A 26,982-nucleotide genomic window follows, 5' to 3' on the forward strand; every position below is an offset into this window, starting at 1 on the left:
TTCGCCTCACGCCGCGATCGGCATCGCGGCCTCGCATCGGTCGGTGAGATCGAGCTCGTAGCCCAGCGTCGGCGCCGCCTCGGCGCGGGCCGGCGACCGGCGCATCGTCGTCCGGCCGGTGGCGCGGAAGCCCAGCTTGCGCAGCACCGCGCCCGAGGCGGGATTGTCGGCGAAATGCCACGCATCGAGCCGGCGCAACGGCAGCGCATGGCGCGCCATCTCGACGACCGCGCGGCCCGCCTCGGTCGCATAGCCACGGCCCCAGGCGGACGGCGTCAGCCAATAGCCGAGGTTCGGGCACCCCTCGTGGTCCGAGATGCCGATGCCGCCGATCAGCGCCGGCGCGCCGCGATCATGCGCGACGATCACGAAGCGCGCCTCGTCATGCGCACGCGGCAGCGCGCAAAAGGCGTCCGCGTCCGCCGGGCCATAAGGGTGGGGGACGCGCAACAGCATCCGGGTGACCACATCGTGGCCGATCGCCTGTGCCAGCGCTGCGGCATCCTCCGGCCAGGCCGGCCGCAGCGTCAGTCTCTTTGTCCTGGCGAACATTCTCGCTCTCTCCTTGGCCGTGCCGCTGCCACGCGCATGTGACGCGGCAGGGACAAAAGGTTGGGGAGCAAGAAAAAAGGGAGCCGGGGTGACCCGTCTCCCTGATTTGGCTGGCACCGCCTGGGCGGTGCGACCGGGTCACCCTGGTGGGCAACCCGGCTGGTTACCCGATGTTATTCGGCAGCTTCCGCCATAATCTGCACCGAGCAGAATTTACGGCCGAGCTTGCCCTCGTGGAACGCCACGCGGCCGTCGACGAGCGCAAAAAGGGTGTGGTCCTTGCCGATGCCGACATTGGCGCCCGGATAGAATTTGGTGCCGCGCTGACGCACGAGGATGTTGCCGGCGATCGCTTCCTGACCACCGAACTTCTTCACGCCGAGGCGACGACCGGCCGAATCGCGACCGTTGCGCGACGAACCGCCTGCTTTCTTATGTGCCATGCTGCTCTACTCCTGTGCGCGCTGGGCTCAGCCGACCGAAACGATCTTGAGGATCGTGTGGTTCTGGCGATGGCCGTTCTTGCGGCGATAATTGTGACGGCGGCGCTTCTTGAAGACGATGACCTTCTCGCCCTTCGCCTGCGCGACGATCTCGGCGGCGACGGTCAGACCCTCGACGCTCTTCAGCTCGGAGCCTTCGCCCGCGAGCAGGACATCACCCAGCGTGATCGATGCGCCGGCTTCGCCATCCAGCTTCTCGACGACGATCTTGTCTCCGGCGGCGACGCGATACTGCTTGCCGCCCGTGCGCACGACTGCGAACATGGCTTTAGTCACTTCCCAAAAAACATATGCCCGCTCGGGTAGGCCCGGCGGGATGAGCGGTCGCAGCTAAGGAAATAGCACGTCGCTGTCAACCTCCGACGCCGTGATTCTGGCGTCGGGCGGCGATTCAATCCGACTTAATGGCGATGTTCGCGGCGCAACGCATAGCGGCCGTCGGCGAATCCGGTGAACAGCCCGGAAATCGCCGGATGGTCGACCGGCTCGTCGCTGTCGTCCGCCACCAGATTCTGCTGGCTGACATAAGCGATGTAGCTCGATTCCATATTCTCGGCGAGCAGATGGTAGAAGGGCTGGTCCTTGGTCGGGCGCACGCTCTCCGGAATCGCCTCATACCATTCGTCGGTGTTCGAGAAGACGGGATCGACATCGAAGATCACGCCGCGAAAGTCGAACAGGCGATGGCGCACCACGTCGCCGATCGAAAAGCGGGCATGGGCGATCGCGGGGGCTTCGATCTCGACGAAGGGAAGCGCACCGGTAGGATCGTGTCGAGGCATGGGCATAATTTAGTGGTCTTTCTGCGCTGCACAAGCGGAAGGGTGTTGCCACCGCAAAACGAACCCGTTAGAGGCGCGCCCTCGACCGACCGATCAGGCCTTCGCGCCTCGAAACGTCTTCTGCGGAGAGGTGGCAGAGTGGTCGATTGTACCGCACTCGAAATGCGGCGTGCCTTTACGGGTACCGAGGGTTCGAATCCCTCCCTCTCCGCCACTTTCCCTACCGGGCGAACTCAACCGACGCCGGTCGGCCCGTCGATGACGCGGCGGACCTTGGTGGCGAGCTCGCTGCGCTTGTAGGGCTTCTGGATCAGCTCGAACTCGGCGCCGCGCGCGTCGACCCGCTCGATCGACGATTCGGCATAGCCGGTGGTGAGCAGCACGCGCATGCGCGGACGGCGGCGCTTCACCTCGCGGGCGAGCATCACGCCGTTCATGCCGCCGGGCATGATGAGGTCGCTGAACAGCAGGTCGATCGTGCCGGCCCCGTCGAGCAACTCCAGCGCCGCATCGGCATTGTCGGCGCGCAGCACGGTATAGCCGAAGTCGGTCAGCACCGCCTCGGCATAGTCGCCGACGTCCTGCTGGTCCTCGACGAGCAGCACCGTCTCGTTGCCGCGCTTGTCGGCGAGCGGGCGTGAGGCCTGCGATCCCTGCGGCTCGACCGCGGCGGCCTCGCACGGGAACAGCATCCGCACCGTGGTGCCGTGGCCTTCCTCCGAATAGATGCGCAGCGAGCCGCCCGACTGCTTCATGAAGCCATAGACCATCGACAGGCCGAGCCCGGTGCCCTTGCCCTGATCCTTGGTGGTGAAGAACGGCTCGGTGACGCGGGCGAGGATTTCGGGCGACATGCCGGTGCCCTGGTCGGCGATGGTGAGCATGACGTAATGGCCGGGTTCGAGCTCGCCGAAGCCCTTGTCGCCCGCCTCGATCGTGCGGTTGCTCGCCTCGATCGTGATCGTGCCGCCGTCGGGCATCGCGTCGCGCGCGTTGAGCAGGATGTTGATCACCGCCAGCTCGGCCTGGGTCGGGTCGATCCGCGCGTTGCAGATGTTGGGGGCCTGGCGGATATCGACCTTGATCGCGCCGCCCGCGGTCCGCTCGATCAGCGGCTGCAACTGGTCGAGCAGGTCGCCGAGGTTGACGACGCGGCCCTGCAGCTTCTGCTTGCGCGAGAAGGCGAGCAATTGCTGGGTGAGCGTCGCGCCGCGCTCCGCCGCCTGCATCACCGCGCGCATCGATCGCGCGGCCTTCTGGCGGTCGAACTCGCCGTCGCGTTCCAGGTTGGACAGGATGATGTCGCCGAAGCCCTGGATCACCGTCAGCAGATTGTTGAAATCGTGCGCGACGCCGCCGGTCAGCTGCCCGACCGCTTCCATCTTCTGCGCCTGGCGCAGGGCCTCTTCGGCATCGCGGCGGCGGGTCACGTCGAGCTGCGAGGCGAAATAATAGACCAGCCGGCCGTCGGCATCGAACACCGGCGACATGAACAGCGCGTTCCAGAACGCGGCGCCATTCTTCTTGTAGTTGAGGATCTCGACCGAGGTCTCGCGTCGCTGCTCGATCGAGCAGCGCAGTTCGGCGATCGTCTCGCGGTCGCTGTCGGGCCCCTGCAGCAGGCGGCAGTTGCGGCCGATCAGCTCGTCCCGGCTGTAGCCGGTCATGTTGATGAACGCCGGATTGGCGAAGACGATGGGATTGTCGTGCTGATTGGGATCGGTGACGATCATCGGCATCCGCGTGGTCGAGACCGCCGCGAAGAAGATGCCGTTCTTGTCGTCCGCCATGTCGTGGTTGACGACGCTTTGCAGGTGAGGGGGCGGCCCGCCCCGCGGTTTTTCCGGCGTTCCGTCGGCCATGACGTCCCAAGCGCTAGAGTAGGGCTTGGCCTTATGGCATCGCCGATCGGTGCGAAAAACCCATTTGGCTTGCCGTTGTTCCCGGACCGGGACGATCCAGTTTAAAACGCCGGATCGTCGCCGGGGAGCGTCGAGACGTGGATGCCGCATTCCACCTTGTCCCAGCCGCGCCAGCGGCCGGCGCGCGGGTCTTCGCCCGGCTTGACCTTGCTGGTGCACGGCGCGCAGCCGATCGACAGATAGCCCTGTGCCTCCAGCGGGTGGCGCGGCAGGTCGTGCTCCTCGAAATAGGCGTCGAGCTGGCTCTTCGACCAATCGGCGAGCGGATTGAGCTTGAGCCGGCCCTCGTCCTCCTCGAAGCGCGGCAATGCGGTGCGGGTGCCCGCCTGGAAGCCCTTGCGGCCCGAGATCCACGCATCGAACGGTGCCAGCGCGCGGCGCAGCGGTTCGACCTTGCGGATCTCGCAACAGCCGTCGGGGTCGTAGGACCAGCGCATGCCGGTGGCATCCTTCAGCCCGAGCATGCGCGGATCGGGGCGGAAGACGCGCAGGTCGGTAAGGCCGAGCTTCTCGGACAGTTCGTCGCGATAGGCGAGGGTTTCCCCGAACATCTTCTGCGTGTTGGTGAAGATGACCGGCACGTCCTTGTCGATGCTCGCCACCATGTGGAGCAGCACCGCCGATTCGGCGCCATAGGACGAGACCGAGGCGATGCGGCCGGCAAGCTCGCCGGTCAGCAGTTCGCGCAGCATGTCGGCGGCGGGGACGCCGGCGAAGCGGATCTGCATCGCCGCGGCGTCGGCGGCGGTGAAGGGCGGGGCGACATCGAGGACGTCGAGCGCCCGGGCGGGCTCACCCATGACGCAGCTTCCATACCGGCACCACCGCGTCGGCGGCGGGCTGGTAGCGATAGTCGTAGCGGTCGAGGCTGCGTTGCAGCGTGTCGGCGTCGATCGGCGCTTCGGGCGCGAAGCTGTCGAACCCGCAGCGGCGCATCAGCGGCAGCTGGTCGACCAGCACGTCGCCCGCGGCGCGCAGCTCGCCGGTATAGCCCGCCTCGCGCAGGACGCGTGCGGCGCTGTAGCCGCGGCCGTCGCGGAACGAGGGGAAGCTGACCTCGACCAGCGCGAGCTGGCCGAGCTGCGGCAACAGCGCGCGGGCATCCTCGCCGGCCTCAAGGCGGACCGCGGTGGCGTTGCTCTGGCCGAGGAAGGCATCGAGCGTCACCGCGGGCTCGTCGTGCGGCTCGTCGTCGCGGAAGCGGAGCAGGGCTGCATCAACCATAGATCGCCTCCTTGAACGGTTCGAAGCCGATGCGGCGATAGGTGTCGAGGAACCGCTCGCCCGGCTCGCGCACCGCGAGATAGCGGTCGGTGACGCGCTCGATCGCGTCGACGACGCCGTCTTCCGAGAAACCGGGGCCGGTGATCTTGGCGAGGCTGACGTCCTCCGCGCCCGAGCCGCCGAGCGAGAGCTGGTAGTTCTCCGTGCCCTTCTTGTCGACGCCGAGGATGCCGATGTGGCCAGCGTGATGGTGGCCGCAGGCGTTGATGCAGCCCGAGATCTTGAGCTTCAGTTCGCCGAGTTCGCGCTGGCGGTCGCGGTCGGCGAAGCGCGCGGCGATCTTCTGCGCGAGCGGGATCGAACGGGCGTTGGCGAGGCTGCAATAATCGAGGCCGGGGCAGGCGATGATGTCGGTGATCAGGTCGAGGTTGGGTTCGGCGAGACCGGCGTCCGACAGCCGCCGCCAAACGTCACCAAGGTCACGCATAGCGACGTGCGGCAGGACGATGTTCTGCGCGTGCGTTACCCGTAACTCATTGAAGGAGAACCTTTCTCCCAGATCGGCGAGCAGGTCGATCTGGTCGGCGCTGGCGTCGCCGGGAATGCCGCCGGCGGGCTTCAGGCTGACGTTGACGATCGCATAGCCCGGCTGTCTGTGCGCGGCGACGTTCTGGTCGAGCCAGACCGCGAAGTCGGGTTCGCTGCGATCGACCTCGGTCGGCACGTCGGTCGCGAAGGCCGGCGGCGCGAACATCGCGGTGATCCGCTCGAGCTCGGCACGCGGCGGATCGATGCCGAGTTGCTTGACCGCGAGGAACTCCTCCTCGACCTGGCGGCGATATTCGTCGGGGCCGATCTCGTGGAGCAGGATCTTGATCCGTGCCTTGTAGATATTGTCGCGCCGGCCGTAGCGATTGTAGACGCGCAGGCACGCCTCGAGATAGCTCATCAGATCGTCGGCGGTGACGAAATCGCGGATCAGGTGGCTGACCATCGGCGTGCGGCCCATGCCGCCGCCGACATAGATCGCACCGCCCAGTTCGCCGTCGCGCTCGACAAGCTGGATGCCAATATCGTGCAGGCGCATCGCGGCACGATCCTCCGCCGACGCGATCACCGCGATCTTGAACTTGCGCGGCAGGTAGCTGAATTCGGGGTGGAAGGTGCTCCACTGGCGGATCAGCTCGGCCCAGGGGCGGGGATCGGCGACCTCGTCGGCGGCGGCGCCGGCATATTGGTCGGCGCTGATGTTGCGGATGCAATTGCCGCTGGTCTGGATCGCATGCATCTCGACGGTCGCGAGGCGGGCGAGGATGTCGGGCGTATCGGCGAGCTTGATCCAGTTGAACTGGAGGTTCTGGCGCGTGGTGAAATGGCCGTAGCCGCGGTCATAGTCGCGCGCGATGCTGCCGAGCATGCGCATCTGCCGCGCATCGAGCGTGCCATAGGGAATGGCGACGCGCAGCATATAGGCGTGCAGCTGAAGGTAGAGGCCGTTCATCAGCCGCAGCGGCTTGAACTGATCCTCGGTGAGCTGGCCGGACAGGCGGCGCTCGACCTGGTCGCGGAACTCATCGACGCGCGCATCGACGATCGCCTGGTCGTATTGGTCGTATTTATACATGATCGGCTTTCCGGCCCGCGTGCGTGGCGAGGGCTGCTGGGTTCGCGCGCAGGCGCAATGTGGGGAGAAGAGGGTTTTGGTTCGCGCGGAGGCGCGGAGGCGCGGAGGTGTCGCGCTGGTGGTGCGCGGGGTGGACGCCGGCCTCCTTCGTCATCCCGGCGAAGGCCGGGACCCATGGTTGCGGTTCCGCTTGGGGACGGGCGCGTGGCTTGGTTTGGGTGATTTGGGTCTCACCGCGCTGCGACGGGCTCGGCCACAACCGGGCGGGAGCGGCATGGCCGTTGCTGCCGTTCCGCGTCTCACGGGCAGCATCGTGTCCACGGGTCCCGACTTTCGTCGGGATGACGATTGGGGAGGTTGGAGCCGCGAAACGGGCGGTCGTCAGCGCGATTGGGGAGGTTGGAGCCGCGAAGCGGGCGGTCGTGATCGCGATTGGGGAGGTTGGGGCCGCGAAACGGGCGGTCGTGATCGCGATCCGGGAGGTCGGGATCGCTACAGGGGCGGTCGGGATGACGATCGGGGTGGGGCGGGCGTGTGCTCGCGCCAGCCACGGTCCGGTCACCCGTCCTTCGCGAATAAGCGCGCCAGTACCGGCAGGCGCAACCCCTCCGCGCCTCCGCGCCTCTGCGCGAACCAGAACCGTCCCTTCGCGGCTTCGCGGCTTCGCGCGCATCATATCACCCAGCTTCCCGCCGACGGGTCGGCCGGCTTGAGCGTCAGGTCAGGCCGCACGGTCGGACCCAGAGCGCGGATGCGGTCCTTGATATGCGCCGGGCGCGGGCCGTCGGGCGTCGGGATCGCGTCGATGAGATAGGGCACGTTGACGCGCCGCGCGCCTTCCTCGGTGCGCAGGATGCCTTCGCCCTCGGTGCCGACATCGACCGCGTCCTCGACATGGCGCGACCAGCCGGTGCCGGTCCACCACACGACGTCGCCGGTCGGGAGATCGTTGCCGGTGAGGAGCCTCATGCCGCGGTCTCCTCGGCAGGCCCTACGACCGTATGACCGTCGTGGGTGCCCTCGGCGATGCGCGCCCAGCGGGCGAGCTTGTCCTCGGCGTCGGAGAGTTCGACGACCTCGCCGACGACGATGATCGCCGGGCTCTGCACGCGTTCGCGCGTCACCATCGGGCCGAGATCGGCGAGCAAGGTGCGGATCGCGCGGCTGCCCGCGAGCGTGCCGCGTTCGAGCACGGCGACCGGCATGTCGGGGGCGACGCCATCGGCCATCAGCTTGTCGGCGATATCGGCCGCGGTGGCGACGCCCATGTAGATCACCAGCGTACGGCCCTGACCGGCGAGGCCGGACCAGCCCTGATCGGAGAGGCCCTTGCACTGACCGGCGACGAAGCTGACCGCACTGCTGTGGTCGCGATGGGTGAGCGGCAGCATCGCCTCCGCCGCGCAGCCGAGCGCCGCCGAGACGCCGGGGATGACCTCGACCGGCAGGCCGGCGGCGCGCACCGCCTCGACTTCCTCGCCGCCGCGGCCGAAGATGAAGGGGTCGCCGCCCTTGAGGCGGACGACGATCGCGCCGGTCTTCACATGCGCGACGATCAGCGCGTTGATCGCCTCCTGCGGCAGCGTGTGGCGCGCGCGGCGCTTGGCGACCGAGATGCGCTGCGCCGCGGGCGGCGCGATGTCGAGCACGCGCGGGTCGATCAGGCCGTCGTGGACGACGATATCGGCGCTGCGCAGCGCCTCGACGGCGCGGACGGTGAGCAGGCCCGGATCGCCCGGACCGGCACCGACCAGAATGACGCGCCCGCGGGCGTTCGGATCGAGAAGCGTGGCCATGATCGTCAGATGGGCCGGTGCGGGCAGGGCGACAAGCCAGCGTTGCTTTCGCGGGGGTTAGGGGAGCTTTCGGCGGGCATGACGGGCGGCGGGAGTGGCGTGGGCAGCGCCGGGATCATCCGCATAGCCAAGGAGGAGGGTGCCCCAGCGGCGCTGTCGCCGCCGCCGGGCCTGAGCAGGCGGCAGGCGGCGGTGCGGCGAGCGTTCGCTGAGCCGCCGGAAAAGGATAATCTCGCATTTACGAAGCCTTAGCATCCGCCGGGCTACGGCCCGATGCTATGAAGCACGTCACGCCAGCCGGATGTCAGGGATGTCGGGCGGAGCAGCATCCGTTTGCCATCGCCATGGCATTTCAGCCCATCGTCGATGTCACCACCGGCCGTCCGTTCGCCTATGAGGCGCTGGTGCGCGGCGCGGACGGGGCCGGGGCGGGCACGGTGCTGGCGCAGGTGACGCCGGAGAACCGCTACGCCTTCGACCAGCAATGCCGGGTCGCGGCGATCGAGGGGGCGGTGGCGGCAGGGATCCTCGATACCGAGGCGCGGCTGTCGATCAACTTCCTGCCAAACGCGGTCTATTCGCCGCTCGCCTGCATCCAGCTGACGCTGAAGACCGCGCATGCGACCGGCTTTCCGACCGACCGGCTGATCTTCGAATTCACCGAGAACGAGGAGATGACCGACACCGCGCACGTCAAGACGATCGTCGAATCCTATACCGCGATGGGCTTCGGCACCGCGATCGACGATTTCGGCGCGGGTCACGCGGGGCTCGGCCTGCTCGCCAAGTTCCAGACCGATTATATCAAGCTCGACATGGACCTGATCCGCGGCATCGAGCAGAGCCTGCCGCGGCGGATGATCGTCGAGGGCGTGGTGCGGATCGCCCAGTCGCTCGACATCACCGTGATCGCCGAGGGGGTCGAAACGGTGGCGGAATATGAGGTGCTGCGTGCGCTCGGCATCCGCTATATCCAGGGCTATCTGCTCGCCAAGCCGGGGTTCAAGTGCCTGCCGACGGTGACCCTGCCCGAGGTGCGCCGCGTCGCGGTGGGGTGAGGCGGGCGTCGCGGTGGACCGCTGACCTGATCAGAAGTAGCTTTTCACGATCGTGCCAGCGTCGGAATCGTGTTCCGCGGCGCGCGCTAGCAGGTCGCGTTTCTTAGCGGTTCGACCGGCGCCTTTGTTGCGCAGCGCATCGACAGGAATATCCGCCACGCCCGTTGCCTGCGCGCGCTTCTCTACGTCGGCCAAAAATGTTGCCAGCGCGACGATCTGCATGGATCGACTATAGCCCGATCAGGGCCGGATCGCCACCTTCCTGAACGATCCGTCGATGCAGATATTCCCGGTCGATCGTCTCCGCCATCTTGAGTAACGCCCTCGCCTGGAGAAGGCGCGACGGGTCGGACACGCTGGCGACGGCGTGCTGACCTAATCTATCCGCGATCAAGTCTTCTATGGCCGGAAGAACGATCTCGCCACCATGGGCTGTGACCAGGCGGATCATCCGCCGTGGGTCGGTCAGGCCATCGAACAAGGGGCCGCTGACCTGTTCTACGACGTAATTGCGATGCTGCGGGTGGCGGAAGCCGCCAGCGAGATGGCCGGTTCCTCCTTCGGCGATGAAACCTGCGTGGATCATGGCGCGGGAGAAAGCCTCATCATCTGCGGCCACGACATCGAAATCCGCCGACATGAAGGCGCCACTCGTTCGTAGTGCGGTGGCGGCGCCACCGACCAGCACGGCATCGCTGGAGGTCGTCCGTCTGTATTGCGCGAACGCTCTGCCGAGATGTTCCAGGACGGCGATATAGTCGTCCGGCAGGCTCATCGTCAGGCGTCGCGCAGGCCGATGCCGATGTTGGCGCGGGCCGATTCGGCTTCGTTGCTGACCACCGGATAGGCGCAATAATCCGCGGCGTAATAAGCGCTCGGGCGGTGGTTGCCGCTCCAGCCGATGCCGCCGAACGGGGCCGAGGAGGAGGCGCCGTTGGTCGGCCGGTTCCAGTTGACGATGCCGGCGCGGATGCTCGCCCAGAATCGGTCGTAGAGGGCCGGGGTCTGGCTGACCAACGCCGCCGACAGGCCGTAGCGCGTGTTGTTGGCGATCGCGATCGCCTCGTCGAACTCGGCGGCACGATAGACCTGGAGGATCGGGCCGAACAATTCGATATCGGGATGCTCGGTGGCCGCCGTCATGTCGATCAGCGCCGGGGTGAGGAACGGCCGGTCGGCGACCGGGCGTTCGAGGTGGCGGATCGGTCGCCCGCCGCGCATCAGCAATTCCAGGAAGCTCTCGCTGAGCTGGTCGGCGACCACGTTGTCGATGACCGGGCCCATGAAGGGCTGCGGATCGTCGTGCGGGCTGCCGACGATCAGCCGGCCGACCATCGCGCAGATCGCGTCGATCAGCGGCTGGTAGAGCCGGTCCTCGACGATCAGCCGGCGCGCGGCGGTGCAGCGCTGGCCGGCGGTGGTGAAGGCGGACTGGATGACCAGCACCGCCGCCGAATGGAGGTCGGGCGTGTCCCAGACGATGATCGGGTTGTTGCCGCCCATTTCGAGCGCGAGGATCTTCTCGGGCTTGGCGGCGAAGGCGCGGTTGAGCGCAAGGCCGGTGCGCGCCGAGCCGGTGAACAGCAGCCCGTCGATATCGTCATGATCGGCCAGTGCCTTGCCCTCGGCAGGGCCGCCGATCAGCAGGCGGACGCACGCCTCGGGCACGCCGGCGGCGCGATAGCAATCGACGAGGAAAGCGCCGGTGGCGGGCGTCTTTTCCGACGGCTTGAAGACCACCGCGTTGCCGGCGAGCAGCGCGGGGACGATATGGCCGTTGGGCAGGTGCGCGGGGAAATTGTACGGCCCGAGCACCGCGAGCACGCCGTGCGGCTTGTGGCGCAGCGCCATGCGGCTGCCCATCGGCGATTCGAGGCGGCGCTGCGCGGTGCGCTCGGCATAGGCGTTGACGGAGATGTCGACCTTGGCGATGACCGTGTCGATCTCGGTCCGCGCCTCCCACAGGGGCTTGCCGGTTTCGCGCGCGAGCAGGTCGGCGAAGGCTTCGTGGCGCTGGCGGACGACGTTGCCGAAGCGGCGCATCGTCTCGATCCGGACGGTGAGCGGCAGCGCAGCCCAGCGCGCCCAGCCGCCGCGCGCGGCGGCGACCTCGACATCGGCGTCGCCGATCGCGCCGCTCCACAGCTCGGCGCCGGTCGCGGGTTCGTAGGAGATGATCGCGTCGGCCATGCGTACCCTGTCTGTCCAGTTCAACGAGTTAGGCGAATGGCGGCGGGGCGGCAAGGTGGGGGCGGGGGGATCGCGGGTGTGCCGTGTTCTCCCCCTCCGTCAGGCCTAACGGAGGGAGAGGGAAGGAAGGCGTTGGTTACGCCAGCGCCTCGCCCATCTGCCTGATCGCCGCGACCTTGGCATCGAGCGCGGTCCAACCGTCGGCGTCGGCGATCGGCGTCCAGATCGCCTCGACCTCGTCGATCAGCATGCTGCACGGCTCGCCCTGCCAATAGGCGTGGCTGCGGTCCTTGCGCGGGGTGTAGGCGGTGAGTGCGTCACGGAACGGCTGCCACTCCGCGCCATAGCTGTCGGGTAGCACGCCGCCGAAGACGTCGAAGAAGAACCGGTCCATCGGTGCTTCGGAACTGCGCAGCGCCCGTTCCATCGTCTGGACCAGCGCACGATCCTCCTCGCCGCCGCGCGGGCGCACGCCGAGCCGCCAGAGCAGCGCCGCGGTGATCTCAGGCTGGTAGCGCGCGGCGAACGTTTCGAGCGTGGCGATCAGCGGATCGCTCTCGGCGATCAGCCGCAGCGAGGCGGCGAGCTGCATCACGTCCCAATAGATCGCCTCGGGCTGGCGACCGAAGGCATAGAGGCCGGCATGGTCGAAATAGGCGGCGGTGAACGCGGGGTCCCAGGTCGGGGCGAAGCGCCACGGCCCGTAGTCGAAACTCTCGCCGGTGACGTTGATATTGTCGCTGTTGAGCACGCCATGGACGAACCCCGCCGCCATGTAGCGCGCGGCGAGCGTGGCGGTGCGGCCGACGACGAGGTCGAGGAGGCGCAACGGATCGTCCGATTCTTCGCCGTAGAGATGGCCGAGGACGTAGCGGACCAGCGCGCGCATACCCGCCTCGTCCTGATGATAGGCGAGCCGCTGGAAGCTGCCGATGCGGATATGGCCGTGGCTCAGGCGCACCAGCACCGCCGAACGCGTCGGCGACGGCTCGTCGCCGCGGACCAGTTCCTCACCGGTCTCGATCAGCGACAGCGTGCGGCTGGTGGGGACATTGAGCGCCTCGAGCATCTCGGTGGCGAGGATTTCGCGCACCCCGCCCTTCAGCGTCAGCCGGCCGTCGCCGAAGCGGCTGTACGGCGTGGTGCCCGATCCCTTGGTGCCGAGGTCCATGAGCCGGCCGTCGGCATCGCGCAGCTGCGCGAAGGTAAAGCCGCGGCCATCGCCGATATCGGGATTGTACTGGCGGAACTGATGGCCGTGATAGCGCAGCGCGAGCGGCTGCGGCAGCGTGCCGGGGAGGGGGACGAAGCGGCCGAACGCCGCCGCCCATTCGCCGTCGGTCAGCGTGTCGAGCCCCACCTCGGCGGCGGCGCGATCGTTGCGGAAGCGCAGCCGCGTTTCGGGGAACCTCGCGGCCTGGACGGGATCGGACAGCGTCGGCCCGAGATCGAGCAGGGCGGTTTCGGGGCGGTACGCTTGCGGGTGGGTGGGCATGTGTGGATATGGAGGTCGCCAACCTCAGGACGCAACCATGGCCGCCTATGAAAACTGCTATCGGCTGTCTGCCGACGGGCTGAAGCTGCATTACCGTTTCTATCCGGGCGACGAGGGACTGCCGCCGGTGCTGTGCCTGCCGGGCCTGACCCGCAACGCGCGCGACTATGACGCGCTGGCGGCGCGGCTGTCGGGACGGCGGCAGGTGATCGCGGTCGATTTCCGCGGTCGCGGCAAGAGCGACTATGCCAAGGACCCGATGACCTATGTCCCCGCGACCTATGTCGCGGACGTGCAGGCGCTGCTCGCCGAACGCGGGATCACGCGCTTCGTCGCGGTCGGCACCTCGCTGGGCGGGATCGTGACGATGCTGCTGGCGCAGGCGGGCGCGGGGATCGCCGCGGCGCTGCTCAACGACGTCGGGCCGGAGATCGAGGCGACCGGGATCAGCCGCATCCGCGGCTATGTCGGCAAGGGCAGCAGCTGCCCGACCTGGATGCACGCGGCGCGGACGCTGCAGGATGCCCATGCCGACGTCTATCCGGACTGGAAGATCGAGGACTGGCTGGCGATGGCCAAGCGCGTCTACCGGCTGACCAGCAGCGGCCGGATCGTGCTCGACTATGACCTGAAGATCGCCGAGCCGTTCAAGACGCCGGGCAACGAGAGCGGGCCGGACATGTGGGCGGCGCTGTCGAGCCTGCGCGCGGTGCCGGTGCTGATCGTCCGCGGCGGCCGCTCCGACGTGCTGTCGCAGCCGGTGGCGGAGCGGATGCTGGCGGCGCTCGACCAGGGCGAGCTGGTGACGCTGCCCGGGGTCGGCCATGCGCCGACATTGAGCGAGCCGGCGTTGCAGGAGCCGATCGACCGGTTGCTCGCGCGCGCCGAGGCGTGAGCCGCGGGGCGGAGGGCGGCGCGGCGGCGGCGCTGCCCGCCGTCGCTGCGGGCGGCGACGAGCCGGACGGTGCGCCGCGGCTGGTGCTGCTCGACATCCTGCGCGGGGTGGCGATCCTCGCCATCCTGTTCATGAACGTCAGCGAGATGGGCGCGTCGATGACCGCTAATTGGGCGGACATCCGCCACATCGGCTGGAGCGGCGCCGACCGGCCGGCGTGGTGGTTGCAGACGGTGCTGGTCGAGGGGACGGCGCGGGCGCTGCTCGAAATGCTGTTCGGCGCGGGCATGCTGATCCTCACCGATCGGATCGCGGCGGCCTCGGACAATCCGCTCGCGGTGTCGCTGCGCTACGGCTGGCGCAATCTGGTGCTGTGGGCGCTGGGCATCGCGCACATGTTTCTGCTGCTGTGGCCGGGCGATATCCTGCACACCTATGCCGTGGCGGCGCTGCTCGCCTGCGCGTTCCGGACGCTGTCGACGCGCGCGCTGTTCGCCGTCGGCCTGTCCTATGCCGCGTTCACGCTGGCGAGCGGGCTGACGGCGGAGGTGCCGGCGGCGGCGCGCGTGCAGATGGCGCAGGCGAACGCCGCGGCGGTCGCGCGCGAGGATCGCTTCGGCCACGGCACGCGCGCCGACTGGACGGCCGGACAGCGCCGGGTGGCGCTGGAACGCCTCGGCGGCGAAGAGGTCGTCTACGTCTGGGAGGCCGCGGCGACGATGCTGATCGGGGCGGGTCTGTTCCGGCTGGGCGCGTTGCAGGGCGGCTGGTCCCGGCGGCGCTACCGGCGGATGCTCGCCTGGGGCTATGGCATCGGGCTGCCACTGCGGCTGTACGGCGCGTGGGAGGCCACGCGCTTCGACGGTCGCGGCGAGATCGCCTGGATGTGGGAGGATATCGCGCGGCTGGCGATGACCTGCGGCCATGTCGCGGCGATCGCGCTGCTGGTCGCGAGCGCGCGCGGCGGGCGGTGGCTGGCGCCGTTCGCCGCGGCGGGGCGGACCGCGCTGACGCTGTACGTCGCGCAGACATTGATCGTGTCGTGGCTGATATTCTCGCCCTACGGCCTGGGCCTCTACGGGCGGATGGGCTGGGCGGCGATGATGGCGCTGGCGCTGGTGGTGGATGCCGTGCTGCTGTGCGCTGCCGTCCTGTGGGTGCGGCGGTTCCGCATCGCGCCGGTCGAATGGGCGTGGCGCTCAATGGTCGAGGGGCGCTGGCTGCGGCTGCGGTGAGGAGAACGGCAGGAGGCACCAGCCGCGTGGCTGGGGGCGATTGACGGGCACCAAGCGTTCTTCCGCGAAGCGCGCGGCGCCGCTACACGATACGTCATGCCGCAACCCGTTCACATCCTGCACCTCCATTCGAGCTTCAGCCTGGGCGGCAAGGAGGCGCGGGCGGTGCGGCTGATGAACGCGTTCGGCGATGTGGCGCGGCATACGATCGTCAGCGGCGTGCCCGATCAGCTCGGCGCGCGCGCATCGATCGCCAAGGGCATACGCTATGAGATCGCACAGGATCCGCCGTCGCTTACCGGGCGGCCGTCGGTGGCGCGCTACGAGGCGCTGGCGGCGTTCATGCGGCGGTTCGACTTGGTGCTGACCTACAATTGGGGCGCGATCGACGGCGTGATGGCGCGGCGGGTGTTTCCCAAGGGTGCGCCGCCGCTCGTCCATCACGAGGACGGTTTCAACGCCGACGAGGCGAGGGGCCTGAAGATCGAGCGGAACGTCTATCGCCGCATCGCCCTCGGCGCGGCGCATGCGCTGGTCGTGCCATCGGAGGCGCTGGAGACGATCGCGCGACGGACGTGGAAGCAGCCGGCGGCGCGGGTGCATCGCATCGCCAACGGCATCGACACCGCGCTTTACGCGCAGAAGCCGGACCCGCGAGCGATTCCCGGTTTCGTGCCGAACGGCAAGGAGGTGGTGATCGGCGCGCTCGCCGGGCTGCGCGAGGTCAAGAACCTGCCGCTGCTGGTGCGCGCCTGCGGCGGGATCGCCGGCCGGTTCCGGCTGGTGATCGTCGGTGAGGGGCCCGAGCGCGCGGCGATCGAATCGACCGCACGGGCGATGGGGATCGCGGATCGCGTGGTGCTGCCGGGCTTTCTCGGCCAGCCGCACCGCTTCGTCGGACATTTCGACATCCTCGCGCTGTCCTCGGCGAGCGAACAGTTCCCGATCAGCGTCGTCGAGGGGATGGCGGCCGGGTTGCCGGTGGTGAGCACGCCGGTCGGCGACGTGCCCCGCATGGTCGCGGCGGAGAATGCGCCCTTCGTGACCGGCGGCGACGAGGTGCTGCTGCGCGATGCGTTGCAGGCGCTGGTTTCGGATGCCGATCTGCGCGCGCGGGTGGGCGCGGCGAACCAGGCGAAGGCGCGGGCCGATTATGACGAGCGCGCGATGATCGCCCGGTACAAGGCGCTGTACGCCGGCGCGATGGGGCGGCCGGGGGCGCTGGGCTAGGCTGCTGCACCGCCCCTATGGGGCGGCTGGGACTATGCCTCCTGGGTCAATTCCTCTTCGAGCCGCAGCGCGAAATGGAGCGACGCGCCGCAATCGCCGGAGGCGACCAGCGCGAGGTCGACGGCGCCTTGCAGCAGGCCGTCCTCCACCTCCGGCTCCTGCGCCTCGGCCGCGGCGATGGTGGCGGTGAGGATGTCGTGCGCTTCGGTCTCGCCATAGGTGAGCGCGAAGGCGTGCAGCGCGGTGGCGAAACAATCCTGGTCGCTGATCGGCGTGGGGCCGTGCTGCTGGAGCGCGGCGCAGGCGGCGCCGAGGATATAAGCGCGCGACCAGGCCGAGCCGGTCGGGCCATCATGCGGCAGCGCCCCCGCGACGCAGCCCAGCCGTTCGAACTGCGGCAGCAGCAGCGCGCCGAGCGGCGAGCGCGGCCGGTCGGGCAGCCGCATCACCGCCGTCCGGCGCGGCGCGATCAGATGATTGAGGACCTCCATCGGTGTTGCTTCCCCCCCTCGCAAGCCTGTCCGGGCCGGATGTGCCGCAAGGGCGTTAACCAGCTACTAAGGATGCGCGGGATCTCGCCGCGCCGGTGCGGCATTTGGTCGCAAACGGCCGCTTCGGCCGCAGCGAAGCGCAATTCCTTCGCATCCCTGCATCCTTCTTGTATAGCCGGCCGTATTTACCCCCGAATGAGGTGCAGCTTTCCGTGTTCAAGGGCCTGAAGCCGATTGTCTACAATGGCCGCGAGGTCTGGCCGCTCGTCGAGGGCGGCAAGGGCGTCGCCGCGACCAATCATGCCTCTGCGGGAGCATGGGCCGCCGCGGGCGGCATCGGCACGGTCTCCGCGGTCAACGCCGACAGCTACGATCCCGACGGCAAGATCATCCCCCAGGTCTATCGCGCGCTGACCCGCCGCGAACGGCATGAGGAACTGGTCCAATATGCCATCGAGGGCGCGGTGCAGCAGGTCGAGCGCGCGCATGAGATCGCCGGCGGTCGCGGCGCGATCAACATCAACGTGCTGTGGGAAATGGGCGGTGCCCAGCGCATCCTCCACGGTGTGCTGGAGCGGACCCGCGGCATGGTCGCGGGCGTCACCTGCGGCGCCGGCATGCCGTACAAATTGTCGGAGATCACGGCGTCGTACGGCGTCTCCTATCTGCCGATCGTGTCGTCGGGCCGCGCCTTCCGCGCATTGTGGAAGCGCGCCTATTCGAAGGCGGCGGACTGGCTGGCGGCGGTGGTCTACGAGGACCCCTGGCTCGCCGGCGGCCACAATGGCCTGTCGAACGCCGAGGACCCGTTGAAGCCGCAGGACCCGTTCCCGCGGGTCGCCGAACTGCGCGCGGTGATGCGCGAGGGCGGGATCCCGGACAGCACGCCGATCGTGATGGCGGGCGGCGTCTGGTACCTGCGCGACTGGAACGACTGGCTCGACAATCCGGAACTCGGCACGATCGCCTTCCAATATGGCACGCGGCCGCTGCTGACCCAGGAAAGCCCGATCCCGCAGGAATGGAAGGCCAAGCTGACCGAGATCGAGGAAGGCGAAGTGCTGCTGCATCGCTTCTCGCCGACCGGTTTCTATTCGTCGGCGGTGCGCAATCCGTTCCTCCGCAACCTCGAGGCGCGGTCGGAGCGGCAGATCGCCTTTTCGACGCAGGAGGCGGGCGACCACGTCTTCCAGCTCGACGTCGGCGTGAAGGGCAGGAACTTCTGGGTGACGCGCAACGACCTGCTGCGCGCGCGCCAGTGGTTCGGCGAAGGCTATACCGATGCGCTCAAGACGCCGGACAACACGCTCGTCTTCGTGACGCCGGTCGAGAAGGGCATCATCCGCAAGGATCAGGCGGATTGCATGGGCTGCCTGTCGCAATGCTCCTTCTCGAGCTGGGCGGATACCGACACCAATTCGACCGGCCGGCTCGCCGACCCGCGCAGCTTCTGCATCCAGAAGACCTTGCAGGACATCGCGCATGGCGGCGACATCGACCAGAATCTGATGTTCGCCGGGCATGCCGCGTACAACTTCAAGCGCGATCCGTTCTACTCGAACGGCTTCGTGCCGACGGTGAAGCAATTGGTCGATCGCATCCTGACCGGGGACTGAGCGGGCCGCCGGCACGATGGACGCGGGGGTCGAGGCGGCGCTCATCGCGGTGGCCGGGGCAATGCGCCCCGCGATCGATCCCTGGTGGATCATCGGGAGCGCCGCGGTGGTGCTGCTGGGCGGCGACACCGCGGTGGCGGACATCGATCTGCTGACCAGCGAGCGCGACGCCGCTGCCCTCGTGGCGCGGCTCGGCATCGTCGTCTCGCCGCCGGATGTCGATCCGCGCTTCCGCTCGCGGCTGTTCGCGCGCTGGCGGCGGCCGGACCGAGATGTCGAGATCATGGGCGGATTCATGCTCGCCGCCGAAGGGAGCTGGTCCGAACTCGTGCCGGGCACGCGCGTGGCGGTCGGCATCGGCAGTGAGACGGTATATGCGCCTGCGCGGGACGAGATGATCGCGATCCTCACCCGCTTCGGCCGTGACAAGGATCACGCGCGGGCGCGGATCCTTGCACGGTGTACGGGAACGCCGGGTTGAGGCGCTCGGCGCTCCCGAACCTCGGTTAGTCGGCGACGGTGCCGACCACGGCGCCGCCGGCGCCGCCGACCGCCGCGCCCTTCTCGACGCTGCCGCCGGTCGCCGCGGCGACGCCCGCGCCGCCCGCAGCGCCGATGCCGGCGCCCTTCAGCGTCGAACAGGCCGACAGGCTGATCGCGGTGCCGAGCAGGAGCGCGGACGCGGCGAGCGGCTTGATCTTCATCGTTGATTTCCCTTGCTGATTCGAAGCAGCGTAAATGGTGCTGCGCAGCAAGATGTTCCGACGGGCAACATTTTGTCACCGATCGGGCGGGCAGTTACGCCCAGCCTTCGAGCACCTGATCGGGCGGGCGATGGCCGTCGGCCCACATGCGGATGTTCTGGATGACGCGCTCCCCCGAAGCCTGCCGGCCCTCGAGCGTCGCCGACCCCATATGCGGGGTCATCACCACATTGGGCAGCGCGAGCAGGCGGGGATCGATGCGCGGCTCGTGCTCCCAGACGTCGAGCCCGGCACCGGCGAGCCGGCCCCCTTCGAGCGCGTCGACCAGCGCCGCTTCGTCGAGGATGCCGCCGCGCGAGGTGTTGATGACATAGACGTGGCGGCGCATCAGGCCGATGCGGCGGCGGTCGATCAGGTCGCGGCTGTCGGGGTTGAGCGGCGTGTGGATGCTGACGATGTCGACGGTGCCGAGCAGTTCGTCGAGATCGGCATGATAGGTCGCGCCCAGCTCCGCCTCGACGACGGCGGGCAGGCGGCGGCGGTTGTGATAGTGGATCGACAGGCCGAACGCGCGCGCGCGTCGCGCCACCGCCTGCCCGATCCGCCCCATGCCGACGATGCCCAGGGCCTTGCCGCCGATACGGTGGCCGAGCATCCCGCCGGGGCTCCAGCCGTGCCATTCGCCCGAGCGGACCAGCTTCTCGCCCTCCGCCAGCCGCCGGGGCACCGAGACGATCAGCGCCATCGCCATGTCGGCGGTATCCTCGGTCAGCACGCCGGGCGTGTTGGTGACGATGATGCCGCGGGCGCGCGCCGCCTTGAGCGCGATATGGTTCACGCCGGCGCCGTAATTGGCGATGAGGCGCAGGCGTTCGCCGGCGCCGGCGATCAGATCGGCATCGATCTCGTCGGTGACGGTCGGCACCAGCACGTCGCAATCCGCCATCGCGGCGGCGAGCTGGTCGCGCGTCATCACCGCGTCGCCGCGGTTGTTGGTCGTGTCGAACAGCGCCTCCAGCCGGTCCATGACGGTGTCGGCGAGCTCGCGGGTGACGATCACCTTGGGGGTCTTGCGGGGCTCTGGCATCGCGGCATCGGCTTGGCGGAGCGCGTGGGTTGCGTCAACGGATCGTTGCTCCTGTCCGCGGCCACGCTAGAGAGGGGGCTTCCAGTTTGAGGAATGTTATGATGCGCCATTGGGCTTTAGCGGTCGCGGGACTGGCGATGCTGGTCGCCGACGGCGGCGCGCTGGCCGCCGATGCGAAGAAGACCTTGCCCTATTTCGCGTCGATCAACGCCGGCCGCGCGCGGATGCGCACCGGCCCGGACAAGACCTATCCGGCGAGCTGGCTGTACCAGCGCGCCGACCTGCCGGTGCGGGTGGTCGCGACGTTCAAGCAATGGCGCAAGGTCGAGGATCCCGACGGCACGCAGGGCTGGATGCTGGCGGCGTTGCTGAGCGAGCGGCGGACCGCAATCGTGCGCGGCCAGCAGCCGGTCGAGCTGCACGATCGGCCGTCGGCGGGCGCGAAGCTGCTGTGGCGCGCGGCGCCGGGCGTGGTCGGCCGGCTGAGCGCGTGCGGCGGCGGCTGGTGCCGGTTCGACGTGCGCGGGCAGGCCGGCTTCGTCGAGGTGGGCAGCCTGTGGGGTGTCGAGGCGGGCGAACGCCTGCCGTAATCTACGACGTGCGCCCCTCTCTTGCGTGAAGGGAAGGGAGCCTCTCTGCCCAGGGTGTCAGCCCGGATCGACGGTCATGCTTAGAGGCCAATTCCTCTCCCGCCAGGGGGAGGACTATCGCCTATGGCTCCGGTGATGAGGGTCGTGTCGGCGTCCTCCTGGTATCCGTCACCCCGGACTCGTTCCGGGGTCCACTCTGCGGCGAGGGGAAAGGCATGATAGGCCACCATTCCCTCGTGGCCCGGTGGACCCCGGAACGAGTCCGGGGTGACGGGGTGGAATTGGGAGGCGGCGGCGTCAAGCGAACGTCCACACGATAGCCTTGCCCAGCCGGGGCCGGCGTTATCTCCGAGCCCCCAACGTCGATCCCGCCTAGTTCATCAATTCGACGGCCATCGCGGTCGCTTCGCCGCCGCCGATGCACAGCGACGCCAGGCCGCGGCGCTGACCGTTGGTTTCCAGCGCCGACAGCAAGGTCGCGAGGATGCGGGCGCCGCTCGCCCCGATGGGATGGCCGAGCGCACAGGCGCCGCCGTGGACGTTGAGCCGCGCCGGATCGAGGCCGAGGTCGTGGATCGCGATCATCGAGACGACCGCGAACGCCTCGTTGACCTCGAACAGGTCGATGTCGTCGCGGCCCCAGCCGGCGCGTTCCATCGCCTTGCGCATCGCGAAGACCGGCGCGGTGGTGAATTTGGCGGGGTCGTGGGCGTGCGCGGCATGCGACACGACGCGGGCGATCGGGGTGAGGCCGAGCCGTTCGGCGATGCTGGCGCGGGTCATCACCAGCGCGGCGGCGCCGTCGGAGATCGACGAGGCGTTGGCCGCCGTGATCGTGCCGTCGCGCGAGAAGGCGGGCTTGAGCGTCGGGATCTTGGCGACGTCGCCCTTCGCCGGCTGTTCGTCGAGCGCGACGGTGGTCGTGCCCTTGCGGCCGGCCACCTCGACCGCGACGATCTCGCGGTCGAAGGCGCCCGACGCCTGCGCCCGCTGCGCGCGGTGGAGCGATTCGATCGCATAATCGTCCATCGCCTGACGCGTGAACTGATAGTCGGCGGCGGTATCTTCGGCGAAATGGCCCATCAGCTTGCCGGGCTCATAGGCGTCTTCGAGCCCGTCGAGGTACATATGATCGTAGAGCGTGTCGTGACCGATGCGTGCACCGCTTCGATGCTTGCGGGACAGATAGGGCGCGTTGGTCATGCTCTCCATGCCGCCCGCGACGAGCAGGTCCACCGAGCCTGCGGCAAGCGCATCGGCGGCGAGGATGGCGGCCTGCATGCCCGAGCCGCACATCTTGTTGACCGTCGTCGCCTCGACATGCGTGCCGAGGCCGGCGCCGATCGCCGCCTGCCGGGCCGGCGCCTGGCCGAGGCCCGCGGGAAGGACACAGCCCATGTAGATGCGCTCGATTGCCTCGGCCGACGCGCCGGCGCGCGCGACCGCGGCCTTGACCGCGGTGGCGCCGAGTTCGGTCGCCGATGCGCCGGCGAGCGCACCCTGGAACGAGCCCATCGGCGTACGGGCATAACTGACGATGACGACGGGATCGGTGGACATGGGCTCTCCGGTGTTTCTAGTTGGGGGCGATCTAGGGTGCGGGAGTGGGCGGGGCAATGACGGGATATCGCAGGCCCAGCGTGGCTGCGGGTCGGCATGAGGGGGGCGGGGCCGGCGGCCGTCATCGATCCTCCCCCCAAAGGGCAACGGGGGTTGTTCGGCAGGCGCCCGGCGGTGGAGGGGCAGGGAGCAGCGAAGGCTTTGGTGTCCCGGCCGTTGCCCAATCCTTTTGCTTCGTCACCGCTGCGTGGCGTCACCTGCGTCCGGCAGGGGAGGACGCATCGCGCGGGATACTTTTGCGCGCCCGCACGCTCAGCCGCGATGGAAGAATTTATCGAGCCTATCCGGTGGTTTGCATCGATCAGCGGGATGATTGCGGCGACCATCGTCGCGCTCGACTGGGGGCGGCGCGACACCGGCTGGGCAATGGTGCTGTTCTGCCTCTCGGCGGTCGCGTGGCTGGTCGGCGCGGCGCTGATGCGCGACTGGGCGCTGGGGTCGCAGAACGTGGTGCTGCTGCTGATCGATATGCTCGGCGTCTACCGCTATCTGATTCGCGAGCCCGACCCCGGCGAGGCCTGACGTGAGCGCCGTCGGCTGGGCGCTGCTGCTCGGCGGACTCGGCGCGATCTTCGGCAGCTTCATCGCGGCGCTGGTGATCCGCTGGCCGGCGGGCCGGTCGATCACGCGCGGACGGTCGACCTGCGATCATTGCGGACGGACGCTCGGCCCGGCCGAGCTGATGCCGATCGTCAGTTTCCTGCTCCAGCGCGGACGGTGCCGCAGCTGCGGTGCGCGGATCGATCGTGGCCATCTGGCGATCGAACTGGCGGCGCTGGCGATCGGCGCGGCGGCGGGAGCGGTCGCGCCGGGCTGGGCGGGTGTGGCGGGGGCGGTGTTCGGCTGGCTGCTGCTGGCGCTGGCGGCGCTCGATATCGTCGCCTTCTGGCTGCCCGACCGGCTGACCGCGTTGCTGGCGGTCGCCGGCGTGGCGAGCGGGGCGGCGGGGCTCGTGCCCGCATTGCCCGATCGGCTGATCGGTGGCGTCGCCGGCTATGCCGCGCTCGCCGCTGTCGCGATCGGCTACAAGGTGCTGCGCGGGCGCGAGGGGATGGGCGGCGGCGATCCCAAGCTGATGGGGGCGATCGGGCTGTGGCTCGGCTGGCGGATGCTGCCGGCGGTGCTGGTGATCGCGAGCCTGATCGGGCTGGGTGTCGCACTGTTCGCGCATCTCACCGGGCGGCACATCGCCCGCGATACCGCGCTGCCGTTCGGCGCGTTGCTCGGCGTCGCGGCTTACCCGGCGTGGCTCGCCATGGTAGGGCTCGCGCCATGATCGCGTTGTTGCTCGCCATGGCTGCCCAGACCGCCGCTGCTCCCGCGCCCGCATCGGTGCTCGGGCCGATCGGGCAGCAGCGGCTGCCGGGAAAAGGCTGCGCCGCCTATCTGTGGAACCCCGCCGATCGTCAGCTGGTGGCGATGGCGGTCGCCGAGCCCGGCCTGTTGCGCGTGTCGATCGGCGGCAAGACGCTCGATCTGGCGCGAACCGGCGGCAGCGGCACGGGCAAGCTCGGCTTTGCCGATGCGATCGACTATCGGGGCAAGGACATCAGCGTGCGGCTGGCGATGGAGATCGTCCAGCAGGACGGGCTGACCGCGGGCGCCCGCGTGCCGGAGGGGTCGTTGCAGATCGAGCGACCGGGACAGGATATCGTCGCGGTGCCCGTCGCCGGGCTGATCGGCTGCCGAAGCTGAGGCGGCCGCCGAACCCCAGCCGGTGCGACGGCCGCGGCCGGGCATCGGGAGCGTTGCAGATCAGCCACGGTTGCAGAATTCGTTTCGTCTGACGAACCAATGTCATTTTGGACCGTTCTCGGTAGCGCGGGCGAGACCCCGTGCTGCTCCAATGGGATCCGATGACGCTACGTTTCGCCTTCGCCGCTTTGACCGCCGCCTTGCTCGCCGGCGGTGCCCATGCCCAACAGGTCGATGTCGGCGCACCGGCGCCATCGCCCGACACCGCGGAGGCCGGGGTCGATACCAGCCGCGGCGACACCCAGCACCGACCGCGTACCGCGATCCCGCGCGCACGCGACACCTCTCCCTCCGCGCTGATCGGCGATACGCAGAGCGCGCCGCCGCCCGGCCTGATCGGCGACTGGCAGGAGATCCGCACCCGGCTCGGCGAACGCGGCATCGGCGTCACCGCGCGCTACGCATCGGAAAGCGGCTATAACGTCGCCGGCGGCGACCGGAAGCTGTTCCGCGAGACGGGGCAGCTCGACGCGGGCGCGCTGCTCGATCTCGACAAGCTGGTCGGCCTGACGGGCGGCGCCTTCCAGGCGACGCTGACCTGGCGGCGCGGCCGCAACCTGACCGCGGACGCGGGCATCGATTCGTTGCAGCAGGTGCAGGAGGTCTATGGCCGCGGGCAGACGCTGCGCGTCACGCAATTGTGGTATGAACAGCGGATCGGCTCGCGCGTCGAGATCAAGCTGGGGCGGACCAATCCCGGCGAGGACTTTGCGGTCTTCTCGTGCCATTTCATGAACCTGACCTTCTGCGGATCGCAGCCGGGCAATCTGGTCGGCGATTATTGGCAGAACTGGCCGATCGGCCAATGGGGCGGCCGCGTCCGCGTCGACCTGCCCCGCGACCTCTACGTGCAGGGCGGCGTGTACGAGATCAATCCGCGCAACCTCGACAACGACTTCTTCCTGTGGCGCTTCCATGGCGCGACCGGCGCGCTGATCCCGGTCGAGGTCGGCTGGACGCGGGGCGGCGACGACGGGCACGTCGGATCGTACAAGGTCGGGGCGTGGCTCGGCACCGCGAAGGGCGACGACGTGCTGTTCGACGTCAACCGCAATCCCAGCGTCGTGACCGGGCTGGCACCGCTCCAGCATACGAGTCGCTACGGCGTCTACGGCACGATGCAGCAGCAGCTGACCGGCGAGTCGAAGGACGGCAAGGCGCTGACCGGCCTGTCGATGTTCGCCAATATCACGCAGGCGGACCGGGCGACTTCGGTGACCGACAATCAGGTGTCGGTGGGGCTGTTCTACAAGGGGCTGGTGCCGGCGGTGCCGGGCGACGTGCTCGGCGTCGCGGCGGGGCGGACCAACGTCAACGGCCGCGCCGCGACCGCGGACCGGCTGATCCCGGGGACGCCGGTGCGTCACGCGGAATATGCCGCGGAGGTCTATTACAGCATCCATCCGATCGACTGGCTCGAGCTTCGCCCCAACCTGCAATATATCCATCACCCCGGCGGCATCCGCGAGGCGCATGACGTCGGCGTGCTGGGGATGAAGGCGGCGATCACGCTCTGACCCTTCGCAAAGCGCCGGGGACTCATGAACATGCCCTCCTGTCGCAGACCCGGCGCGGGACTCGATCGCGCTTGTCGTTGCAGCAAGACCGGGGTACACCCCTGTTATACACGTTAAACAGAGGTATAGCATGCAAGCCGCCAGCCAGGTCCTCGATCGCGTCCTCGTCCTCGAGATGGTGCGCGTCACTGAAGCGGCGGCGATCTCCGCCTCGACGCTGACGGGGCGCGGCGACGAAAAGGCGGCGGATGCCGCTGCGGTCGAGGCGATGCGGGCCGCGCTCAACGAACTCGATATCGACGGCACCGTGGTGATCGGCGAGGGCGAGCGCGACGAGGCGCCGATGCTGTTCATCGGCGAGAAGGTCGGCACCGGTAACGGACCGGCGATCGACATCGCGCTCGATCCGCTCGAAGGCACGACGATCTGCGCCAAGGCGGGGCCGAACAGCCTCGCGGTGCTGGCGATCGCCGAAAAGGGCGGCCTGCTCAACGCGCCCGACGTCTATATGGACAAGATCGCGGTCGGGCCGAACCTGCCCGCCGGCGTGATCGACCTCGACAGGACGCCGACCGAGAATATCACCGCGATTGCCGCCGCCAAGGGCGTCGCTCCGAGCGAGATTATCGCCTGCGTGCTCGACCGTCCGCGCCACGAGGCGCTGATCGCCGAGCTGCGCGGCATCGGCTGCGGCGTGATGCTGATCGGTGACGGCGATGTCGCCGGCGTGATCGCGACCGCCGACCCGGATACGACGATCGACGTCTACATGGGCTCGGGTGGCGCGCCGGAGGGCGTGCTGGCCTGCGCCGCGCTGCGTTGCGTCGGCGGCCAGTTCAAGGGGCGCCTGCTGTTCCGCAACGACGACGAGCGCGCACGGGCGCGTAAGTGGGGCATCGACGACCTCGACAAGCAGTATGATCTCGAAGAGCTGGCCAAGGGCGACTGCATCTTCGCGGCGACCGGCGTCACCGACGGCTCGCTGCTCGAAGGCGTGCGGCGCAAGAAGGGCAAGATGACCACCGAGAGCGTGGTGATGCGCGCATCGACCGGCACGGTGCGCTGGGTCAAGGGCGAGCATCGCACCGATTGAGCG

Annotated in this window: 30 protein-coding genes and 1 tRNA gene; 13 read left to right on the forward strand and 18 right to left on the reverse strand. The window is 68.8% G+C overall.

Annotation, left to right across the window (positions count from 1 at the left end; translation table 11 throughout):
- Positions 1-6 precede the first annotated feature (6 nt).
- The 4 genes from HD841_RS11480 to hspQ all read right to left on the reverse strand — a co-directional run bounded on the left by HD841_RS11480 (position 7) and on the right by hspQ (position 1,843).
- Positions 7-552, reverse strand: coding sequence for a GNAT family N-acetyltransferase (locus HD841_RS11480; protein WP_257015460.1), 546 nt, complete (start codon positions 550-552; stop codon positions 7-9).
- Between the two features lie 173 nt (positions 553-725).
- Entirely contained in the window at positions 726-995 is a 270-nt protein-coding gene (gene rpmA / locus HD841_RS11485) for a 50S ribosomal protein L27 (protein ID WP_037534549.1), read from the reverse strand.
- A gap of 27 nt (positions 996-1,022) precedes the next feature.
- Positions 1,023-1,319, reverse strand: coding sequence for a 50S ribosomal protein L21 (gene rplU / locus HD841_RS11490; protein WP_017979337.1), 297 nt, complete (start codon positions 1,317-1,319; stop codon positions 1,023-1,025).
- Positions 1,320-1,456: 137 nt separating this feature from the next.
- On the reverse strand, positions 1,457-1,843 hold the full coding sequence (gene hspQ / locus HD841_RS11495) for a heat shock protein HspQ (protein WP_179509034.1): 387 nt from the start codon (positions 1,841-1,843) through the stop codon (positions 1,457-1,459).
- A gap of 118 nt (positions 1,844-1,961) precedes the next feature.
- On the opposite strand from hspQ, the gene HD841_RS11500 reads away from it, so the two are divergent.
- Positions 1,962-2,051, forward strand: a tRNA-Ser gene (locus HD841_RS11500).
- A gap of 19 nt (positions 2,052-2,070) precedes the next feature.
- Here the strand turns inward: HD841_RS11500 and HD841_RS11505 are convergent.
- From HD841_RS11505 to cobA, 6 genes are all read right to left on the reverse strand, one after another.
- Positions 2,071-3,699 (reverse strand): histidine kinase famiy protein, encoded by a 1,629-nt coding sequence (locus tag HD841_RS11505; RefSeq protein ID WP_179509035.1) that lies wholly within the window; start codon positions 3,697-3,699, stop codon positions 2,071-2,073.
- A 101-nt stretch (positions 3,700-3,800) separates the two neighbouring features.
- The gene (locus tag HD841_RS11510) at positions 3,801-4,559 is read right to left on the reverse strand and encodes a phosphoadenylyl-sulfate reductase (protein ID WP_179509036.1); all 759 of its coding nucleotides are present in this window, start codon (positions 4,557-4,559) and stop codon (positions 3,801-3,803) included.
- Positions 4,552-4,983 carry a DUF934 domain-containing protein gene (locus tag HD841_RS11515; RefSeq protein ID WP_137897461.1) on the reverse strand — a complete coding sequence of 144 codons (432 nt, stop codon included), beginning with the start codon at positions 4,981-4,983 and terminating at the stop codon, positions 4,552-4,554. Before HD841_RS11515 ends, HD841_RS11510 begins: the two co-directional genes overlap by 8 nt.
- Positions 4,976-6,607 carry a nitrite/sulfite reductase gene (locus HD841_RS11520; RefSeq protein WP_179509037.1) on the reverse strand — a complete coding sequence of 544 codons (1,632 nt, stop codon included), beginning with the start codon at positions 6,605-6,607 and terminating at the stop codon, positions 4,976-4,978. The genes HD841_RS11515 and HD841_RS11520 overlap by 8 nt, the downstream gene beginning before the upstream one ends.
- 672 nt (positions 6,608-7,279) lie before the next feature.
- Positions 7,280-7,576, reverse strand: a complete 297-nt coding sequence (locus HD841_RS11525) for a DUF2849 domain-containing protein (protein WP_038661225.1) — start codon at positions 7,574-7,576, stop codon at positions 7,280-7,282.
- Entirely contained in the window at positions 7,573-8,403 is an 831-nt protein-coding gene (cobA, locus tag HD841_RS11530) for a uroporphyrinogen-III C-methyltransferase (RefSeq protein ID WP_179509038.1), read from the reverse strand. Before cobA ends, HD841_RS11525 begins: the two co-directional genes overlap by 4 nt.
- 344 nt (positions 8,404-8,747) lie before the next feature.
- On the opposite strand from cobA, the gene HD841_RS11535 reads away from it, so the two are divergent.
- Entirely contained in the window at positions 8,748-9,461 is a 714-nt protein-coding gene (locus HD841_RS11535; protein WP_179509039.1) for an EAL domain-containing protein, read from the forward strand.
- A gap of 30 nt (positions 9,462-9,491) precedes the next feature.
- Here the strand turns inward: HD841_RS11535 and HD841_RS11540 are convergent, their stop codons facing one another.
- The 4 genes from HD841_RS11540 to HD841_RS11555 all read right to left on the reverse strand — a co-directional run bounded on the left by HD841_RS11540 (position 9,492) and on the right by HD841_RS11555 (position 13,146).
- Complete coding sequence (locus tag HD841_RS11540; protein WP_179509040.1) at positions 9,492-9,683, reverse strand: hypothetical protein; 192 nt, start codon at positions 9,681-9,683, stop codon at positions 9,492-9,494.
- A gap of 7 nt (positions 9,684-9,690) precedes the next feature.
- A complete protein-coding gene (locus tag HD841_RS11545) occupies positions 9,691-10,236 on the reverse strand; it encodes a hypothetical protein (RefSeq protein WP_179509041.1) in 546 nt (181 codons plus the stop codon).
- A 2-nt stretch (positions 10,237-10,238) separates the two neighbouring features.
- Entirely contained in the window at positions 10,239-11,651 is a 1,413-nt protein-coding gene (astD, locus tag HD841_RS11550) for a succinylglutamate-semialdehyde dehydrogenase (RefSeq protein WP_179509042.1), read from the reverse strand.
- Between the two features lie 136 nt (positions 11,652-11,787).
- The gene (locus HD841_RS11555; RefSeq protein ID WP_179509043.1) at positions 11,788-13,146 is read right to left on the reverse strand and encodes a protein adenylyltransferase SelO family protein; all 1,359 of its coding nucleotides are present in this window, start codon (positions 13,144-13,146) and stop codon (positions 11,788-11,790) included.
- 37 nt (positions 13,147-13,183) lie between these two features.
- Here HD841_RS11555 and HD841_RS11560 point away from each other — a divergent pair, with 37 nt between their 5' ends.
- The 3 genes from HD841_RS11560 to HD841_RS11570 all read left to right on the forward strand — a co-directional run bounded on the left by HD841_RS11560 (position 13,184) and on the right by HD841_RS11570 (position 16,506).
- Positions 13,184-14,041 (forward strand): alpha/beta fold hydrolase, encoded by an 858-nt coding sequence (locus tag HD841_RS11560; RefSeq protein ID WP_179509044.1) that lies wholly within the window; start codon positions 13,184-13,186, stop codon positions 14,039-14,041.
- Positions 14,038-15,276, forward strand: coding sequence for a DUF418 domain-containing protein (locus HD841_RS11565; RefSeq protein WP_373563002.1), 1,239 nt, complete (start codon positions 14,038-14,040; stop codon positions 15,274-15,276). Before HD841_RS11560 ends, HD841_RS11565 begins: the two co-directional genes overlap by 4 nt.
- Positions 15,277-15,372: 96 nt before the next feature.
- Positions 15,373-16,506, forward strand: coding sequence for a glycosyltransferase (locus tag HD841_RS11570; protein WP_179509045.1), 1,134 nt, complete (start codon positions 15,373-15,375; stop codon positions 16,504-16,506).
- A gap of 32 nt (positions 16,507-16,538) precedes the next feature.
- On the opposite strand, the gene HD841_RS11575 is transcribed toward HD841_RS11570, so the two are convergent.
- Positions 16,539-16,997, reverse strand: coding sequence for a hypothetical protein (locus HD841_RS11575; RefSeq protein WP_257015461.1), 459 nt, complete (start codon positions 16,995-16,997; stop codon positions 16,539-16,541).
- Positions 16,998-17,209: 212 nt separating this feature from the next.
- Between HD841_RS11575 and HD841_RS11580 the strand changes: the two genes are divergently transcribed.
- Entirely contained in the window at positions 17,210-18,613 is a 1,404-nt protein-coding gene (locus HD841_RS11580) for an NAD(P)H-dependent flavin oxidoreductase (protein WP_179509046.1), read from the forward strand.
- Positions 18,614-18,629: 16 nt separating this feature from the next.
- Positions 18,630-19,094, forward strand: coding sequence for a hypothetical protein (locus tag HD841_RS11585; RefSeq protein WP_179509047.1), 465 nt, complete (start codon positions 18,630-18,632; stop codon positions 19,092-19,094).
- Positions 19,095-19,119: 25 nt separating this feature from the next.
- On the opposite strand, the gene HD841_RS11590 is transcribed toward HD841_RS11585, so the two are convergent.
- Entirely contained in the window at positions 19,120-19,317 is a 198-nt protein-coding gene (locus HD841_RS11590) for a hypothetical protein (protein ID WP_179509048.1), read from the reverse strand.
- A 94-nt stretch (positions 19,318-19,411) separates the two neighbouring features.
- A complete protein-coding gene (locus HD841_RS11595; protein WP_179509049.1) occupies positions 19,412-20,404 on the reverse strand; it encodes a 2-hydroxyacid dehydrogenase in 993 nt (330 codons plus the stop codon).
- A 101-nt stretch (positions 20,405-20,505) separates the two neighbouring features.
- On the opposite strand from HD841_RS11595, the gene HD841_RS11600 reads away from it, so the two are divergent.
- On the forward strand, positions 20,506-20,994 hold the full coding sequence (locus HD841_RS11600; protein WP_179509388.1) for an SH3 domain-containing protein: 489 nt from the start codon (positions 20,506-20,508) through the stop codon (positions 20,992-20,994).
- 372 nt (positions 20,995-21,366) lie between these two features.
- Here HD841_RS11600 and HD841_RS11605 read toward each other — a convergent pair whose 3' ends face one another.
- The gene (locus tag HD841_RS11605) at positions 21,367-22,554 is read right to left on the reverse strand and encodes an acetyl-CoA C-acyltransferase (RefSeq protein WP_179509050.1); all 1,188 of its coding nucleotides are present in this window, start codon (positions 22,552-22,554) and stop codon (positions 21,367-21,369) included.
- A gap of 369 nt (positions 22,555-22,923) precedes the next feature.
- Here HD841_RS11605 and HD841_RS11610 point away from each other — a divergent pair, with 369 nt between their 5' ends.
- The 5 genes from HD841_RS11610 to glpX all read left to right on the forward strand — a co-directional run bounded on the left by HD841_RS11610 (position 22,924) and on the right by glpX (position 26,979).
- Entirely contained in the window at positions 22,924-23,136 is a 213-nt protein-coding gene (locus HD841_RS11610; RefSeq protein ID WP_179509051.1) for a hypothetical protein, read from the forward strand.
- A gap of 1 nt (position 23,137) precedes the next feature.
- A complete protein-coding gene (locus tag HD841_RS11615; RefSeq protein WP_179509052.1) occupies positions 23,138-23,890 on the forward strand; it encodes a prepilin peptidase in 753 nt (250 codons plus the stop codon).
- Positions 23,887-24,309: a hypothetical protein gene (locus HD841_RS11620; RefSeq protein ID WP_179509053.1), complete on the forward strand. Its 423-nt coding sequence runs from the start codon at positions 23,887-23,889 to the stop codon at positions 24,307-24,309. Before HD841_RS11615 ends, HD841_RS11620 begins: the two co-directional genes overlap by 4 nt.
- A 161-nt stretch (positions 24,310-24,470) precedes the next feature.
- Complete coding sequence (locus HD841_RS11625) at positions 24,471-25,886, forward strand: carbohydrate porin (RefSeq protein WP_179509054.1); 1,416 nt, start codon at positions 24,471-24,473, stop codon at positions 25,884-25,886.
- A 130-nt stretch (positions 25,887-26,016) separates the two neighbouring features.
- Positions 26,017-26,979, forward strand: a complete 963-nt coding sequence (gene glpX / locus HD841_RS11630; RefSeq protein ID WP_179509055.1) for a class II fructose-bisphosphatase — start codon at positions 26,017-26,019, stop codon at positions 26,977-26,979.
- Positions 26,980-26,982 lie beyond the last annotated feature (3 nt).

It is taken from the genome of Sphingomonas melonis (genome assembly GCF_013409985.1).
GTDB lineage: Bacteria > Pseudomonadota > Alphaproteobacteria > Sphingomonadales > Sphingomonadaceae > Sphingomonas > Sphingomonas melonis_A.